Raw genomic sequence first — 16,311 nt, 5'->3', positions numbered from 1 at the left:
TTCTTCCTCTCGAGGGGTAAAAATGAATAGAAAGGGAGTCATTAAACTCCCTTTCTATTGTCGTATGAAATTTATAAGCATCAAGCTTTAATGCGAGTGACTAGTAGAAGCAGCAGCGGCTTTTGCACCGACCGTAACCGTTAAGGATTGTGTTGCTCCATTCCAGGTATAAGTTCCACCCAAACCATGTACGATTTTTTCTGCAGAAACATACACTGTGCCTTTTAGCGTAGTTCCAACCGTTCCAACCGATTTTCCGTTTGCTGTGATCGTATATTTATTGGTTTTTTTATCGATTACGAGCTTACCGCCCAAAGCTTTGGTGAAGGACACAACATCGACGTTCAGATCTTCATTTTTCCATTGTGCGCCTGCAGAATTAGCAATTGCATTGCCGTTTACTACCAGCTTGATTGCACCCTTTGGAATAACAACTACGGTGCCCCTCATCTTGGAACCCGAATGCAAGTAGCATTCATAAGTAAAGGTTCCCACCTTCGTAAATTTCAGATTATACGACTGCGTGTTCAAGAGAATACCCGAATTGGTGAAGCCAGTGCCGTTAAACTCCTTGGCGCCAGACGGCGGCATAAACTTAGGATTGAACTCGCCTTTTTCTGTGAAGAAATTCAGGTCTGCGGGCTTGTTAAAGGTAACAAAGTGGGGCTCATAAGGGCTAAGGTTGGTCCAGGTAATAGAATCTCCTTGGTTTACAATTACCGTCTCAGGGACCATGCGGTTATGAGAGAAAGTGGAATTTCCCGAACCAAGTGCTATCTTATAGGTCAAAGAACCATCTTTGTTTACTGCATATTGGGCTTCATGAGAACCTTCCAGCAAGCTCGCTTGGAATATCAGATCATTTTCCTGTGCCTTTGCGGCTGCGGCTTGCTCTACTTTCGAAGGAATCGGCTGGCCCTTCGGCAGCACGACTACCGTACCGACCATCATTGGATGGAGTACGCAATAATAGGAATAAGCCCCGCTAGTCGTAAAGGTAACTTCATAGGATTGCTTTGGAACCAAAATGCCTGAGTTCAGCAGCGCCTTGCCATCCCAGCTTCCACCACTTGGTTCAGTGGGAATCGCGTGAGTTGGATCTTGAGTCGTAAGAGGCGTTTGGCCGGCTAGGAACGTTACGGTATGCGGGGTTGCAATAGCACCGTTCGTGAATACGACTTTATCTCCTTCATGAATAAATATGACTTTAGGGAACATGGAATCAAGTGAAGCAGCCGGGGTTTCTTTACCAACGGACACTTGCCAAGTGTCTGGTGTCGCTGCATTATCAGCGGCAAATACGGAGCTTATTAACATCCAAACAGCGGTAAAAGTAAGTAACAATACAGTTGCAGTTTTCTTCATTTCAAATCTCCTCATAAATGGAATTATTCCACTTCATTTTCTCGATTAATTAGGTTTAATAATCATAAACACAAATAATAACAAGCCCATTGCTGACGCAACATAATACAGTGAATTCGCTCTTGAGAGAATGGCCCTCTGCTCCTGCGGAAGCTCGACTTTGCTCAAGTTCGAGGCATCAAACACCCATTTTGCGAGACGTTTTTGCGTTGGAGCCATAAACCCGATAACGACGATTTGAATCAGAACATAGAGCACAAGCGATCCGATCAGCCATAGCTGCGTAACAGGACCGTAGTCGTTTAGACAAATGAGCAAAATACCTGTTATTACCGCAATGGTGCCCCCAATTTTCGGAAAAAAATCTAGCCTGCCTGCCAGCTTCATGGAGTGCCTCAATTGTTCTAGCGTTTGGTTGTTTCTGAGCAGCACGTGTCCGAAAAATGTAGGACCGATCCCGATAAGCGCCGATAACACATGAACCAACACCAACCACTTCATTACCATATTCCCTCCTTTCTCCAAGCCTTTCATATGATAACCCTTACAATACCATCTCTTTTTCGCGCATCCTATTATCCGAAGGTATAGTAATGGTCGACTTTGGTATACCTTCATTCTTATTGAGGAAAATAAAAAGAAGACAAGCTCGTCTTAAAGAGGCTTGTCTTCTTGCGATAGGTTGAACACTTTTTGTTAACCATTCAATGATCCAGCTTTAATATCCCCTGCAAAATAGCCTCCAAGCCCCAAAGAAAACGCTCATTCTTCGAAGCATCGCCGGAAAACAAATCGTTCTTATACGAATGGATGAACGGGAACCGCGAAGCGTCAGCAGCTAAATAAGCTTCTTTCATCAACGTGAACGATCGTTTCTCATTTTTGGACCACGAGACATGCTCAAAAGCAGAGGAAGCAACGTGCATCAATAACAAATCCATCCCCCAGGCTGCTGATACGGGCTGGATGCCACTGGCCGTTAACTGCTTCAGCAAGTACTCCGATAGAGCCATTGAATGGGGACCAAGTGGCATCGTTGTCAAGGCAAGCTCGGCTATACCGGGGTCCTTATAGAGCACTTGCTGGTAAGAGATAAGAGCTGCAAACAGGTTGCTCTTCCATGTCCCGTCATCCGAATCGGATAATTCGACATTGGCCAGGCCATAGTCCAGCACATAGGAGCTTAATTCCTGCAAATCCTTTACATAAACATAAAGTGAGGACGCCCCGGTGTCTAAGGCTTTGGCCACCTTACGCATAGTAAGACCCGAGATACCCTCCTCTCTTAACAAAAGAAATGCTTGTTCGACAATGGCTTCCTGACTGAGCGGCTCCTTCGCGGGCCGAGCACGACGGCTGATAATGGTACGATTAGTATTGTTCATAGTTTTCTTATACCATGTTTGCTCTTATTAGTAAAATCAAATCCAGCAAGCAATTTAGTCATCCTCTACATGCGAAGCGAGCTTGGAAATCCATTGGTTGGCGTCCGTGTCAAATATGCCGCCATGAAAACAAATAATCTTCTGAATATCATATGAGGTCAATTTCGCTAGTGAACGGTAAGCTTCTGGCAAATCGGGCGTTTGCGCTTCATTCGGTCCTAGTAACTGATCGCCCCGAACGACCATCGCATCGCCAGCGATCAGCGTCTTGCTATCTGGATGATAAAGACTGATATGGCCGGCAGTATGCCCTGGCGTATGGATGACTATGAATCTTCCGGCGACATCTAATTGTTCACCATCAGCAACCGAATGATCGATGCGATTACCGTTTCTTGAGAAGTTAGCCCCGAACGCTTCAATCATTTTGGGCAGAGGCTTGAGCAGCGGAATCTTTCCTTCAATATAAGGTGCATCGTCAGAATGAGCAAAAACCTTGATTCGCGAATTTATCTCCAGTATCCGTGAGAGATTACCGATATGATCGATGTCTTGATGGGTGATAATAATGCCAGTCAGCATCTCCAGCGAAACGCCGTTAGACGACAGCTGTGCTACCAAATCTTCCATCATCCCCGGCATTCCCGTATCAACTAGGTAATGGGTATCTCCTGATGAGATCAACGTTGGCGTAATGGTCCATAGCCCTCCGCCGGGCATCCCAGGCACAGGCACACTCAAGCTGAGTGCTGTCAATTTTGTTTTCATTGTCATTTTTTTCGCTGGCGGCAACCGCAATTATTTCACAGGGCATGCTGCCAGCTTCCCTCCTCTTCGTACAAGGTTAATGAACGATTATTGCTCTGCAAAGGAATTCATTAACTCACCCAGCCTAGCAGCGGCGTTGTCGGAAAAGAAGAGCTCCATGTTCTCCTTCGTTTCCGCTGCTGTGGCTCCAGCGTATTCGAACATTTTCAGTTCATACTGCCGGACAGCCGTATCGAGATCGTCATTGTTAATTATGGAAAGCGCAAGCTCAGCACCATCCAGCATCGCCAAATTGGCGCCGGCGCCGGCAAATGGCGACATGAGATGCGCGGCGTCTCCGATCAATGTAACACCCGCTCTGCTCTCCCATGTATGAGATACGGGTAACATATAAATTCGCCTTGGCGTGATGACATCATTTGCACTAGTAATATACTTTTGCAGCTCATCCGCCCAGTCCGCAAACAAGGCTACCAGCTTAGGCTTCGCTTTCTCCGGCTCGTCGTATGGAATATCCAAGCTCTCCAAAAAATCGCGTCCTGCTTGAAAGCCTAAATACACACGAATCCGCCCGTCTCCATTCATCTGTGCCATGATTCCTTTATGGTCATCCAATGCATAAACAGTACCCGGGCCGTTATAAGCAGTAAGCTCTGGAGACTCATTCGCCGCATCCAAAATGTTCAGTTCGATCATACTGACACCGGAATATTCCGCCTTTTCCTCGCTCACCAACGGCCGAATGCGGGAGAATGCCCCATCTGCTGCCACGACCAGGTCAACGACATCCGTCTTTCCGTTCTCAAAATGAAGTTCAAATCGGTGATCATCAACAGGGGTCGCTTCCAAACATTTGTATCCCCATTGAATCGTATCTGGCCGCAGTGAATCAAGCAATAAGTCGCGGAGGACAGTGCGGTCAATCTCGGGACGAGAATAATGATCTTCACCGGGAACTTCATCCGCCGTGTCATCTTGATAGACCTTGCCGCTCTTATCAACGATTTTGGTGCTTTGCCCTTCAAACCGGCATACTTGGTAAAACGATTCGAGCAGTCCGGCTAATTGCAACGCTTTTTGACCGGAATCCGTTTCTAGATCGAGTGTTCCTCCCTGCTGACGCTCATTACGAGAAGCTTCGCCTTCATATACAACAGGGTTATACCCAGCCTCTTGTAACACACGGGCAAGTGTAAGTCCACCAGGTCCTGCGCCGATAATAGCAATTCGTTTCGATAGATTGTTCATTTGTCATCACTCCCAAAGTTGGTTTGTTCTATTTTCCCCACTGCATATTGAAGCATGTGAAATTTAACGCTTTTTTTCTTTTTGGATGAAAAAACTTAACAATAATGCCAGTCCGGCTACTCCGGCTGTGATCCAAAACGTATTCCCGAATGCTATACCTAGGTCAGCCGATACATCGTTAGACAGATGCTTGAGCTGCCTGGACAAGAACGCCATCGTAATCGTAATACCAAAGGAGGACATAATCTGCTGGGCCGAAGTCGTAATTGGTGTCACACGACTGACCAGCTCCCGCGGTGCAAGCTTCAGAATATGGGAGTTAATTTGCATCAGCGTCAAGCCTTGACCAAGACCGACAAAAGCAAAGCTAATCAAAATATAAATGGATCCGGTTTCGGCTGAAATCTGCGTCAGGGCGAGTAAGGCTCCCAACAATGAAGTTATTCCCGCGATGACTACTGGACGGGCGCCATATTTGTCAAACAGCTTGCCCCCAATATTAATCCCTATAGTGGACATAATGGCTTGAGGAATAACGTACAAGCCAGCCTCGAATGGAGACAATCCTTTAACCTGCTGAAGATACAACGGGAACAGAAGCAAGCTTCCGAACAAGGCGATTTGATTGAGCCAGGCAACAATCGCTCCGTGAAAAAACGGAACTGAACGGAAGACACGAAGCTCTAGCAGCGGCTGCTTTTGTCTGAATTCAACGATGATAAAAAGGATGAGCGTCGTAACACCAATCGCCAGCGTACCTAGGGCCAGCCCATCTGACCAGCCCTTTTCGCCTGCTTGATGAATACTGAATACTAGCGAGGCAAATGCTACAGGGGCAAGAAGCGCTCCTTTCACATCCAATTTCATCTCCTTGCTAGGGCTTGTTGCCGGAAGAAACTTGTACGCCATGAAGAATGCAAGGATACCGACGGGCAGATTAATAATGAAGATCCAATGCCAATTAACGTACTCAATCAATGAACCGGATAAAATGGGACCCAGGATAGGAGCAAGAAGCATCGGAATGCCTAATATCCCCATTATCGATCCCCGTTTTTCAGCTGGAGCTATTCGAAAGGTTGTCGCAATACCGATGGGAGCAATCATTCCTCCGCCTAACCCCTGAATGATCCGATAAATAATGAGCTGCTCAGGAGTTTGGGCAAGCGTGCACAATAAAGAACCAATTACAAACAGCACGAGGCTAGACAAGAATACTCTTTTCGCCCCGAATCGGTCTGAAAACCATCCAGCCAATGGAATGACTGCCGCAAGGGCGAGTGTGTATGCGGTAATGACCCACTGAATGGTTCCAAGCGTGGTTCCGAAATGGGAGACAAGCTTGGGAATTGCAACATTCATTACTGTGCTATCCAATATGACCAGAAACATTCCGCAGGCAATGGCCAACAATGTCGGAAGAATCTGTCTGATCGAAAACGTCGATGGAATGGGCTTTGCTTGATCAGTCAAAAAATTCACTCTCCTTTTCCGTGTAAGTATTGATATTCGTTTCCCTAGGACACTTTATTTATATCATAACGAACAGTGTTCGTAAAGTACAATGTTCGTTATTGTCACAAAAAAAGTTCATAAATTGCTACAAGAGCAAATTTATGAACTTTCAAATTAGTCATGTGCCGATAGTTGGCGACGGATTTCAAATTGGCCGGCGATCGCATCGATTAGCAATCGTGCGGTAAACTCAATATCGCCATAAGTATTGATCAGCGTATCGATAGGGGCCTCATACTCTTTATGAACAAATGGGTGGAAATGGGACACGAAGATGACTGGAGTACCCAATCTCATCCATCCTCCCATCATGTTGCGGGCAACCTCGCCATGTAGCCGTGCGACATTAAGGCCATAATCCTGACGGCTGCCTATGGAGCAGAGGATCAAGTCATATGTTCCAGATATCGCCGCATGGAATAGCTTGTCAGGCCCCGGATCGACCCACTGATCGACATTGTCGCAATATCGCTCCAATTCCGCATGGATCCGTGCATATAAGTCTCTATATTGATCAGCCTTGTTCATGATCACGACATGCAAAACCCGCATTCCGCGACGCAGTGGAAACGGAACAAGTCCCTCCCGATCTCGCACCAGTGTCAAGCTTTCCTTAGTTACGCGTTCAGCTAATTGAGCCATCTCTACACGGTTTGGTCGCGTATGCTCGGGTAAATTTCCTGCCATAAGCCCCATCTGTTCCTTCAGGGATAGCACCCGGCTGGCACGATCCAGCAGCGTCTCCCGGCTTAGCTTACCTTCAGCATGTCGGCGTTCCATCTCCACGTAGAAGCGCTCATCAATGTGGGGGAACAACAGCATGTCGCATCCGCTCTCCAGCGCTGCGGCACAAGCATCATAGTAATTCATATAGCCAACCAATCCGCCCATGTTGACTGCATCCGAAACGATTAAGCCTTGGAAATCAAGCTCACCGCGCAGAAGATCTTGTAAAAGAGGCCGTGATACGGTCGCCGGAGGATAGAGCCCCCGCTCATCAGGCTTGTCGTAGGCCGGCAACGCAATATGTCCCGGCATCACTGCCATCGCCCCTGCCTCGATAAGCTCTTTGAACACCCGTCCCGGCCCATCATGCCACTCTTCCATTGATAGCGGGTTAACCGGCGTTGTCAAATGCTGGTCATATGTATCCGATCCGTCACCCGGGAAATGCTTAATCGTAGCCATCATGCCAGTGTCTTGCAGCCCGCGCATATAAGCTCCGGCGATCTTGATCACTTGTTCCGACCGTTGTCCCGCACTGCGACCGGAGACGACCGGACTGTCCGGATGGACGGCAAGATCAACGACTGGGGAGAAATTCCAATTGAATCCGCATGCTCCGGCGAGTAAGGCTGTAGATTTCCCAATCTCATAAACCAGCTCTGTGGAATCGGCCTGACCGAACCCCATCATCTGGGGAAACCGCTGCGAACCGTGAATCATTTCGCCCGGACCATTCTCTAGATCTGTGACTATAAAAGGCGGAATCTCGCAGGTAGAGCGAAAAGAGGATATTTCCGCGCTTAAGGGCTCCTCTTCCCCCGCAAAGAAAAACATAGCCCCAAATTCCGAAGCCGATGTTCCGGCTTGAACGTTGGTCGGACAGCACACTTGATTCAGCAATCTGCGAAAATCCCAATGTTCTGCGATTTCGCGCATACGCGAGGATGGCTTAATAATAAATTTCAATCGATATTCTCCTCCTTGTTTACAACACTTGGAGCCTGTACAATCACCGTCCGCGTACGGTATTCCATCGGGGATATCCCCTCGGCCTCGCGGAAAACTTTGTTGAAATGCTTCGGGTTCTCGAAACCGACCTTCGCACTGATTTCATAAATTTTTAGCAAGCTGTGATCTAGTAATTCCTTAGCCTTGGTCAGCCTAAGCTTCTTAATATATTGAATGAAGCTCATGCCCGTATACTCCTTGAAAACGGAACTAAAATACGAGTAGTTAAACGAGACATGGTTAGAGACCATCGCCAGATTAAGATCCATACGTTCATAATTACTATCTATAAAATCCATCGCTGCTCGCATTTCCTTTTGGTTAAGATGAGTCGATTTCACTTCTCGGATAAAATCGTTCAATCGTTCCAACAGATTTTCTACACCATGATAGTAGCTGTGAAAATTGGGCGATTGATATAAGCTGCCGATCTGCCGATAAAGCTTGAGAATTTCGACAGCCTCCTCGCCATATACGAAGAACACTCGGTCAAAAATCAGCTCGTTAATGGCTTTGCTGATTTCCTCCATATATGAGATGTCGTACCGCAATATTTTCGGATATTCCAGTACCTTGACGAGCAAAGATTTGATCTCCTGCTCTCGCCCAGTTCCAAGCATATTACCGATTTTGATGATTACTTCCTTCGGTATTTCCCCGCCAAGCGGCTTATCTTTGATCTGGCTATAACGAATTATCCCTGGAGCTGATTTAAGGAAGAAATACCTCAGCGCCTTAAGCGCTTGAAGGTAGGCTTGCCTGAACTGTTCAGCATCCCCCGTCCAATCGCTAACCCCCATCTGGCAGGATTTCAAGCGTCCTTGACCAAGATGATCCAGCAGCTCGTTTAGTCGCCGCTCATCCCGGAACAGAACGAGGCTTCGATTCTCCTTGTCCGTAAAGCGCCATTCGCCGGGCCGGCCGGTACTACGTAGAAATTCATCTATGCGCGTTTGCAGCAAGACATTTCCCTCCGCGCGTCCTTCCAGCTCCACCGCCTGCACAAGACCTAGGCAATAGCCGGCTTGAAGCTCCGTTATTCCGGATTTCTCCAGCCTTGCAGCTACTTCTTGGCCGCTCATTCCATCGTTTAACAGCACATATTGGATTTCACTCTGCCGGTATGCTTCTTCCTTTAAGACTGCTGCACTGAGCATGCCGTGTATTTCCTCGTCTCGCTTCAGCTCATGCTCCAGACGGGAGAACGTTTGATGAAGCTCACCTCTTACAATCGGCTTTAACAAGTAATCTCGAACCTCATACCGAATCGCTTGCTTGGCGTATTCGAAATCATCGTGGCCGCTAACGATGACGACGGCCGGCCTTCGTTCAAGCTGCTGCAAAAGCCCGATGAGCGTAATTCCGTCCATAATCGGCATCCGGATGTCCGTCATCATAATATCTATTACATTCGAGCCAAGAATCTCCAAAGCTTCTTCGCCATCTTCTGCAAAATAAAATTCATAACAGTCGGGAAACTCACGCTCGAGCATCGCCCGAATCCCAAACCGAATAAATTCCTCATCATCCACGATCAACAGAGTTCGTTTCATTCAGCCAGCCCTCCTGATAGGATTAAATAGGGGATTGTAATCGTGACTTCCGTATACTCTCCCTCTATGCTGGCAATGTGAATCCCACTGCCCTGACCATAGTGAAGCCGAATACGTAAATTGACATTGCGCAATCCGATGCCACTGCCTGCATGAACTGAACCATCGCGTTTACCGATTAACTCATAACCGCTCCCGCCGCCAATGGATGCCTCCGCGTTAATGGAGTCCTGCTGGAAGAGATCATTAATTTCTTGCACGCGTTTGTCCGTAATGCCAGCCCCATTGTCTCTGATGACAATATGGATAAATCCATCTCTCTCATAAGCGGTAATTTCGATAATCAAGCTGCGCTTACGAATTCTCGAAGAGTTCATCCCGTGCTTAATTGCATTTTCCACGATCGGCTGGAGCGACATTTTTAGAATCTCCTGCTGCTGCAGCTGCTCAGACAGCTTAATACGTAAATCCAGTCTTCCGCTATAACGGATATTCATGATAGAGACATAGTTTTGAATATGCTGAATTTCCTCATAGAGATGAACATAATGATGGGTCCAATGAAAATTGTAACGCATCATGCCGCCTAACGAAGTCAATGTATCTGAGATGACCAGCTGGCCCTCGACTTCTGCCATCATCTTCAGATTTTCCAGCGTATTATACAGAAAGTGAGCATCTATTTGATTCCTTAAGGAATTGAGCTCCGCTTCCTGCGATATCGCTTGCTTGTTGACCGCCACGATGATCAGCTCGTTCATTTTTTTCAGCATCTGACGGAATTGACTGCCCAGCTCCCCTACCTCGTCTCCCCCAAGATGAGGAATTTCCACATTGAAGTCCCCTTGGCGAACCTTCTTCATCGATTCTCGCAGCAGATGAAGTCGTTTTAGAATAACGGACAGCAGCTTATAAGTAATGATTGATAGAATGATAACTAATAGCAGTGTGGAGCCTATGATGGCTAGCCTCGTTTTGTTCATGTCGTTATAGGAGGATTCTAGCGAAACCACGGTCAGCAAGTGGCTATCAAGTCGATCCAGATTCGTATACACGCACAAATAAGGAATCCCGTTATGACTAAATTGGAAGCTGCCCTCCTCTCCCCGCGTCTTTCGATTGAACTCCCGCTTGATTTCTTCGGGTGTAATCTTCTCATAGAAAAGGGATGTTCCGTTGTAATACAAATGAGATTCGCGATCAATCGCCATCAGCTGTGAAGAATTATCCTGGAGGTCGCCGTATATTTTGGAGAAGAACACATCCAACCTCATATTAACTTGTAACAGGCCCAGATGACGTTCAAGCGGATATTTGATTTCTTGAATTAAGCTGACGAAAGTGTAATTCCCGCTATTTCCCCGCGATTCCGTAACGAGAGGATTATCCGCCCCCGTATAAATCGTCCACCAAGAGGATTCAGGATGGGCATAATATTTCTTCACCCACTCTTCGCCGACAATCCGACTTTCCTTAAAAATAATAGGCCAGATCTCATGTGCAAACTTATTATCCGTAAATATTCGTAAATTGCTGATGTTCGGATTGTTGTACAAAATATGTTGAAGATGGTTATACGGGCCAGCATTGAAATTAAGTAGTTCCTCTGCACTGATGTCATAATCGTTGAGAAGATAATTCAGCACGTCGCGATCTGCCAGCGTCAGCTGTGCCGTCCGCTCCATCCCCTCCATGTTGTTAAGAATATTGTTCTTCTCCGTGCCGAGAAAATAGGCGTTTTTATTGACGATACTCGTGATATTGTCACGATAGTTGGCTCCAAGAAGATAGCTTGAAAAAACGATGGTCGGGATTAGAATGACGAGAACATACATCAGAATCAGCTTTGCTCGAATAGAAAGTTGACCAAAAAGGCCGTCTATAGACCTTTTTGCACTGACAATAAGTTTTCTCATCGATGTTCTACCCGCTTCCATCTAAGTTGAATGATAAAGAAGAAACCCAGACAAGCCCGGCGCTAAGGCCGGACTTGTCCAGGCAGTTCAATCAAGAGGCTTTCTTTCAGTGCTACTCTTTGAGCTTTTCTGCGTTACGCTTGAACGCCGCGTCCTGGAAAGCCTGGATTTTGTCCAGATCATGCTGGGTGCGATACTTCTGGAAGTCGTTCCACGTATCATCAAAATCAGCTTCCGATTTTGACAAAATCAGCTTAGGGAGTATTTTGCCCCACTGGTTGTTGATTTTGCCGAGCGCGATCCCTTCCGGCGAAGAGGCAGCTGGATTCAGGTTCGAGTAAATTGTATTGTCGACCACCTTGCCACGAGTCCAATCTTCCGGCTCCTTAATTGGTTCAACGGAAGCTGGAGCCCATTTCAAGTTAAGCGAAGGGTCCATCATCATCCAGAATGTATAGGATGCGCCGTATGTTTTGGCAAAGGAAGAACGATCATTGTTGTACATATTGAGCGCGTCGGGAAGAAATTGATCTTTGCCGTCAATCGTATCATAAGTAACGCCCTTCTCGCCGAAGAAAAGATCCTTGTTGCCTTCCTCGCTAATCAAATACGTCAGGAATTGGATCGCTCTTTGCTTGTCCTTCACGTTTTTGGAAATCAGAGTCAGCGTCCAGCCGGCTATGGATGGTCCGCTCAGCTTAGGCTGATCCAGCTTTGAATTCGCCGGTCCATCAACCGCGATATACACCGAATTCGGATCCTGCTGGTAACGGGTGACGTTCTGGTTCTGTATATCCGAACGCGGGAACATCATCGCGAAATATCTGCCCTGCAATATTTTTTCTTCGACTTGCGGACGCTTGTCAATTAAGATGTCCTTGGAAATTAGACCTTGTGAATTCGCTTCACGTAAAACCTTCAACCAACGGATATATTCAGCATCTGTGGTACGATCATAAAGCTTGCCGTCTTTTTCATTCGGGATAGCCAAGAAGTCCAATAGACTATTTTCAAACGAACCATTCCCCGTATTCGTAAATTCTTGGGCACCAAGCGGGATGAGCGGTTGGCCATTGACGTCCGAGAATTTCTCCTTGGCAGCCTTTAGCGCATTCAGGAACCCTTCCGGCGTACGCATGTCGGGACTTCCAATGGCTTCGTAAATATCCTTACGCACTAGGAAAGTGTTATTGGAAGTGAAGTTATCCCCGTATTTTTTGAAGTCAGACGGAGAGCTGGACTGATTCGGATAGCCATATACGTTGCCGTTTTCTTGCTTATACCAATTAAGCTTGGCTGAATCGGCAATCTTGAAGAAGTACGGATCATACTGCTCGGCCAGTTCGTTGAGAGGGAGCACCAAGCCACCCTTAATCATCTTGTCAACGGCATCGGAATTCCAGTCTAGCGTGATGAGATCTGGCAGACTGCCGGATGCGATCATCGTATTTATCTTTTCATTTTCGTTCCCTGCCGGAACGATGAAATTGATGTTAACGCCGGTTTTTTTGGTAATGTACTGCGTCGTTTTATCAACGCCCCATTTGTCCGCAAACCACGAATAATTCAAATACCAATTAAAAGTAATCGGATCCGCGCTGCTTTTCCAGCCCGGCTCATCAGCATTAACCGCCTTCGCCGAACTAGAAGGAGCGGCGCTTGCAGTAGAATTCGACTTATTGCCGTCGTTTCCCCCATTGCCAGAATCTCCACAAGCCGACAGTGCAGACACGAGAGCAATCGACATCAGAATTGACAAGCTTTTTTTAGTTTTGACCATCGTACTTTCCCCATTTCTCTCATCATTTTATCTTATCAAACCTTCTCATTTGAAGGGCTGTAAGCGATCCAATAAAATCCAGTTACTCAAACTCATAATAGGCATCGTTAGCCTTTAATAGAGCCGATCATCATCCCTTTGACAAAATACTTTTGCAAGAAAGGATATACGAGGACGATCGGCAAAGTCGTCACGACCATCGTTGCCAGCTTGACGGATTGGGAAGTCACTGACTTTTGAATGCTGCCAGCCATCGCCGAAACCATCTGATTAGAACTCGATTCTGCTACAATCCGATATAGAAACGTTTGAATCGGCTGCAAGTTAGAATTGTTGATATAGATGACGCCCGCAAAATAATCATTCCATTGATATACGCCATGGAACAGCGCGATCGTAGCGACGACCGGCATAGATACCGGAATAATGATTCTCATAAAGATTTTGAACTCGTTCGCTCCGTCGATTTGGGCCGCTTCCTCTAATGCAGTCGGAATTTCACGGAAAAATGCCATAAAAATGATGAGATCATAGAAGCTGAAAGCCGCCGGCAGAATATACACCCAGAAGCTATCCAGAAGTCCGAGATCTCGAATGAGCAAATAAGAAGGAATAAGTCCGCCTCCAAAGAAGAGGGTGATCGTTCCAAGCGTCATGTACAGCTTGCGTCCGAGCAGATCCCTATTCGACAAAGCGTAAGCAACCATGGCGGTAAAGAAGACATGAACGAATGTCCCAATGACTGTCTTGGCTACAGTAACGCCCATAGCGAGCATAATACCGTTGCTGTTGAAGACCGCCTTATAGCTATCGAGACTGAATACACGAGGCCACCAGTACAGATTACCGAGCATCGCGTCCTTTCCATCGTTAAAAGAATTGACGATTACATACCATACCGGATACAACGTCAGGAAGCAGATCAATAACATTAGCAGATTATTGCCTAGATCGAACGATGCTTCGGGAACGGTCCTTCGTTTGAGTTGAAACATTTAATACCTCTCCTTTGGCTGACCTAGAACAGCGACGTGTTATTGATTTTCTTCGTGACACTGTTGCTCACAAGTAGCAATACAAGCGCGATTACCGACTTGACGAGCCCGACCGCCGTTGAATAGGAGAAACGAGCAGATTGCAAACCGGTCTGGTAGATGTAGATGTCAATGACATTGCTAGCACTTTCGTTAAGAGAATTGCGAAGCACCATGATCTGGTCGAAATTGGAGTTCAGTAGTCCGCTGACAGCCAAGATGAACAAAATAGATATCGTTCCGGCAATCGATGGAAGCGTAATATGGCGGATACGCTGGAATCTCCCGGCTCCATCAATTTTGGCCGCTTCGTGCAATTCTGGAGATATGCTCGCAATAGCCGCGAGATAAATGATCGCCGACCACCCCAGCTCTTTCCAAATGCTCGATATGATGGAAATCGCCCAGAAATAACTTGGCTCGGCTAAAAAGCTGATCGGTTCATTGATAAAATGCAGCTTGAGTAGCAACTGATTGATAATACCGACATCGGCTAGCCAAGTGCTCAAGATTCCACCAAGGATTACCCATGAAAGAAAATAGGGAAGGTAGGAAATCGTCTGCACCCCTCTTTTTAACCGGGCAGAACGCATTTCGTTGAGCAAAATAGCGAACAAAATCGGAAGAGGGAAACCTATAATGAGACGCAGCAGGCTGATGCCCAACGTATTTTTGACAACATACGCTAGATTCTCGTCCTCAAAAAACTCCTTAAAATTGTCCAGCCCCACCCAAGGTGCGCTTGAGATGGAACCGATGATGTCGTAATCCTTGAAAGCAATAATAATTCCGTACATGGGAACATAGTTGAATACAATAATCCAAGCTACTCCGAGAAGAGCCATGATTTGCAAATATCTTTGTTTATAAAATCTGCGCAGCCATCTCCGGTTTGTCTGTTTGTTTCCCGGCTTCTTCGCAGTCTCCACCGCCGCATCCACTTTTGCCGCTTCCTCCTTGTTTATCTCGAATGTATAACTCATTATAGAGCAGGCCGAAAACTGGCATAAGTCGTCATATTTCATGTTTGGTGTCATTTTTTTGGAAGATGGGAGCTATACTTTCTGACGCACAAATAAGACGCCATTCTTTCAGGCGCCTTGGTAAGAACTATCGTTTTCTCAACTATTGCTTATACTACTTTAAAAAGAGTTTTGATAGTCTAACAAAAATCGGATTGACTTGATACCCCTTTGGATCTACAGAGGATCTTTTTCCTGTATCTAATTTAGCAATTTGCTGCATTTCCTCATCACTCAAATTGAAATCAAATACATCCATATTTTCCTTTATTCGCTGAGGATTTGAAGATTTCGGAATGATGATTGTATCACGATTTAAATGCCAACGTAATACAACTTGTCCAACAGTCTTTTGGTGGCTACGGGCAATCGTTTTTAGCGTATCATTTTCAAACAGTGACTTATTCCCCTGCCCCAATGGTCCCCATGCTTCATGCAAAATTTGATTTTGCGACATATACTCACGCAGCTTTTGCTGTTGGAATTTGGGATGTGTCTCAATTTGATTAATCATCGGCATAATCTTAGCCGTTTTCCTTAAATGCTCGAAATGCTCGATCTCAAAGTTTGCTACACCAATGACTCTTATCCTACCTTCTGAATATAATTTCTCTAATGCCTTCCAAGATTCAACGTAATGGGGACCAGCAAAATGAAGAAGAAACATATCAAGATATGTCGTATTCAGCTTTTTACAGCTCTTTTCAAAAGCCCGTTGGGTTTGTTCATACCCTAAATCGGTTGTCCACACCTTGGAGGTTAGAAAAAAATCTTTTCTAGCAAAACCACTATTACTGATTACATCGCCCAATGCTTCTTCATTGCCGTAAATACGAGCTGTATCAAAATGGCGATATCCTGCATGAATCGCTTCATTAATGTTTTTTTCAAAACTCCCGTTCTTATCTCGCTTGATTTGGTATACGCCAAATCCCAATTGAGGAATTTTAACCCCATTGATAGCCTCAATGAACCGACTCATCTGTACCCT

13 protein-coding genes are annotated in these 16,311 nt (G+C 46.0%); all 13 read right to left on the bottom strand.

Annotated features, from left to right (window positions below; all coding sequences use genetic code 11):
• Nucleotides 1-87: 87 nt before the first annotated feature.
• On the bottom strand, nt 88-1,365 hold the full coding sequence (locus KCTCHS21_RS10860; RefSeq protein WP_162309312.1) for a cupredoxin domain-containing protein: 1,278 nt from the start codon (nt 1,363-1,365) through the stop codon (nt 88-90).
• A 45-nt stretch (nt 1,366-1,410) separates the two neighbouring features.
• The gene (locus tag KCTCHS21_RS10855; protein WP_130607602.1) at nt 1,411-1,866 is read right to left on the bottom strand and encodes a DUF2269 family protein; all 456 of its coding nucleotides are present in this window, start codon (nt 1,864-1,866) and stop codon (nt 1,411-1,413) included.
• Between the two features lie 203 nt (nt 1,867-2,069).
• The gene (locus KCTCHS21_RS10850) at nt 2,070-2,750 is read right to left on the bottom strand and encodes a TetR/AcrR family transcriptional regulator (protein WP_130607600.1); all 681 of its coding nucleotides are present in this window, start codon (nt 2,748-2,750) and stop codon (nt 2,070-2,072) included.
• Nucleotides 2,751-2,804: 54 nt separating this feature from the next.
• The gene (locus KCTCHS21_RS10845; RefSeq protein ID WP_232058160.1) at nt 2,805-3,518 is read right to left on the bottom strand and encodes an MBL fold metallo-hydrolase; all 714 of its coding nucleotides are present in this window, start codon (nt 3,516-3,518) and stop codon (nt 2,805-2,807) included.
• A gap of 87 nt (nt 3,519-3,605) precedes the next feature.
• On the bottom strand, nt 3,606-4,766 hold the full coding sequence (locus KCTCHS21_RS10840) for an FAD-dependent oxidoreductase (RefSeq protein ID WP_130607596.1): 1,161 nt from the start codon (nt 4,764-4,766) through the stop codon (nt 3,606-3,608).
• Nucleotides 4,767-4,829: 63 nt separating this feature from the next.
• Nucleotides 4,830-6,239 carry an MDR family MFS transporter gene (locus tag KCTCHS21_RS10835; RefSeq protein ID WP_157994016.1) on the bottom strand — a complete coding sequence of 470 codons (1,410 nt, stop codon included), beginning with the start codon at nt 6,237-6,239 and terminating at the stop codon, nt 4,830-4,832.
• Between the two features lie 156 nt (nt 6,240-6,395).
• Complete coding sequence (locus KCTCHS21_RS10830; protein WP_130607594.1) at nt 6,396-7,973, bottom strand: glycoside hydrolase family 3 protein; 1,578 nt, start codon at nt 7,971-7,973, stop codon at nt 6,396-6,398.
• Nucleotides 7,970-9,568, bottom strand: coding sequence for a response regulator (locus KCTCHS21_RS10825; protein WP_130607592.1), 1,599 nt, complete (start codon nt 9,566-9,568; stop codon nt 7,970-7,972). Before KCTCHS21_RS10825 ends, KCTCHS21_RS10830 begins: the two co-directional genes overlap by 4 nt.
• The gene (locus tag KCTCHS21_RS10820) at nt 9,565-11,484 is read right to left on the bottom strand and encodes a sensor histidine kinase (protein ID WP_162309311.1); all 1,920 of its coding nucleotides are present in this window, start codon (nt 11,482-11,484) and stop codon (nt 9,565-9,567) included. The genes KCTCHS21_RS10825 and KCTCHS21_RS10820 overlap by 4 nt, the downstream gene beginning before the upstream one ends.
• 112 nt (nt 11,485-11,596) lie before the next feature.
• The gene (locus KCTCHS21_RS10815; RefSeq protein WP_130607588.1) at nt 11,597-13,264 is read right to left on the bottom strand and encodes a type 2 periplasmic-binding domain-containing protein; all 1,668 of its coding nucleotides are present in this window, start codon (nt 13,262-13,264) and stop codon (nt 11,597-11,599) included.
• Nucleotides 13,265-13,371: 107 nt separating this feature from the next.
• Entirely contained in the window at nt 13,372-14,259 is an 888-nt protein-coding gene (locus KCTCHS21_RS10810; protein ID WP_130607586.1) for a carbohydrate ABC transporter permease, read from the bottom strand.
• Nucleotides 14,260-14,282: 23 nt separating this feature from the next.
• A complete protein-coding gene (locus tag KCTCHS21_RS10805; RefSeq protein ID WP_130607584.1) occupies nt 14,283-15,281 on the bottom strand; it encodes an ABC transporter permease in 999 nt (332 codons plus the stop codon).
• 154 nt (nt 15,282-15,435) lie between these two features.
• Nucleotides 15,436-16,302 (bottom strand): aldo/keto reductase, encoded by an 867-nt coding sequence (locus KCTCHS21_RS10800; protein WP_130607582.1) that lies wholly within the window; start codon nt 16,300-16,302, stop codon nt 15,436-15,438.
• Nucleotides 16,303-16,311 lie beyond the last annotated feature (9 nt).

It is taken from the genome of Cohnella abietis, from assembly GCF_004295585.1.
Classification (GTDB): domain Bacteria; phylum Bacillota; class Bacilli; order Paenibacillales; family Paenibacillaceae; genus Cohnella; species Cohnella abietis.
This window is presented reverse-complemented; position numbering and strand designations above follow the sequence as displayed.

Excerpts from the sequence above, each read along its gene's own strand:
- KCTCHS21_RS10855 (WP_130607602.1), bottom strand. The coding sequence starts at position 1,866 with ATGAAGTGGTTGGTGTTGGTTCATGTGTTATCGGCGCTTATCGGGATC.
- KCTCHS21_RS10820 (WP_162309311.1), bottom strand. The coding sequence starts at position 11,484 with ATGAGAAAACTTATTGTCAGTGCAAAAAGGTCTATAGACGGCCTTTTT.
- KCTCHS21_RS10815 (WP_130607588.1), bottom strand. The coding sequence starts at position 13,264 with ATGGTCAAAACTAAAAAAAGCTTGTCAATTCTGATGTCGATTGCTCTC.
- KCTCHS21_RS10850 (WP_130607600.1), bottom strand. The coding sequence starts at position 2,750 with ATGAACAATACTAATCGTACCATTATCAGCCGTCGTGCTCGGCCCGCG.
- KCTCHS21_RS10845 (WP_232058160.1), bottom strand. The coding sequence starts at position 3,518 with ATGAAAACAAAATTGACAGCACTCAGCTTGAGTGTGCCTGTGCCTGGG.
- KCTCHS21_RS10810 (WP_130607586.1), bottom strand. The coding sequence starts at position 14,259 with ATGTTTCAACTCAAACGAAGGACCGTTCCCGAAGCATCGTTCGATCTA.
- KCTCHS21_RS10840 (WP_130607596.1), bottom strand. The coding sequence starts at position 4,766 with ATGAACAATCTATCGAAACGAATTGCTATTATCGGCGCAGGACCTGGT.
- KCTCHS21_RS10805 (WP_130607584.1), bottom strand. The coding sequence starts at position 15,281 with ATGAGTTATACATTCGAGATAAACAAGGAGGAAGCGGCAAAAGTGGAT.
- KCTCHS21_RS10860 (WP_162309312.1), bottom strand. The coding sequence starts at position 1,365 with ATGAAGAAAACTGCAACTGTATTGTTACTTACTTTTACCGCTGTTTGG.
- KCTCHS21_RS10800 (WP_130607582.1), bottom strand. The coding sequence starts at position 16,302 with ATGAGTCGGTTCATTGAGGCTATCAATGGGGTTAAAATTCCTCAATTG.
- KCTCHS21_RS10825 (WP_130607592.1), bottom strand. The coding sequence starts at position 9,568 with ATGAAACGAACTCTGTTGATCGTGGATGATGAGGAATTTATTCGGTTT.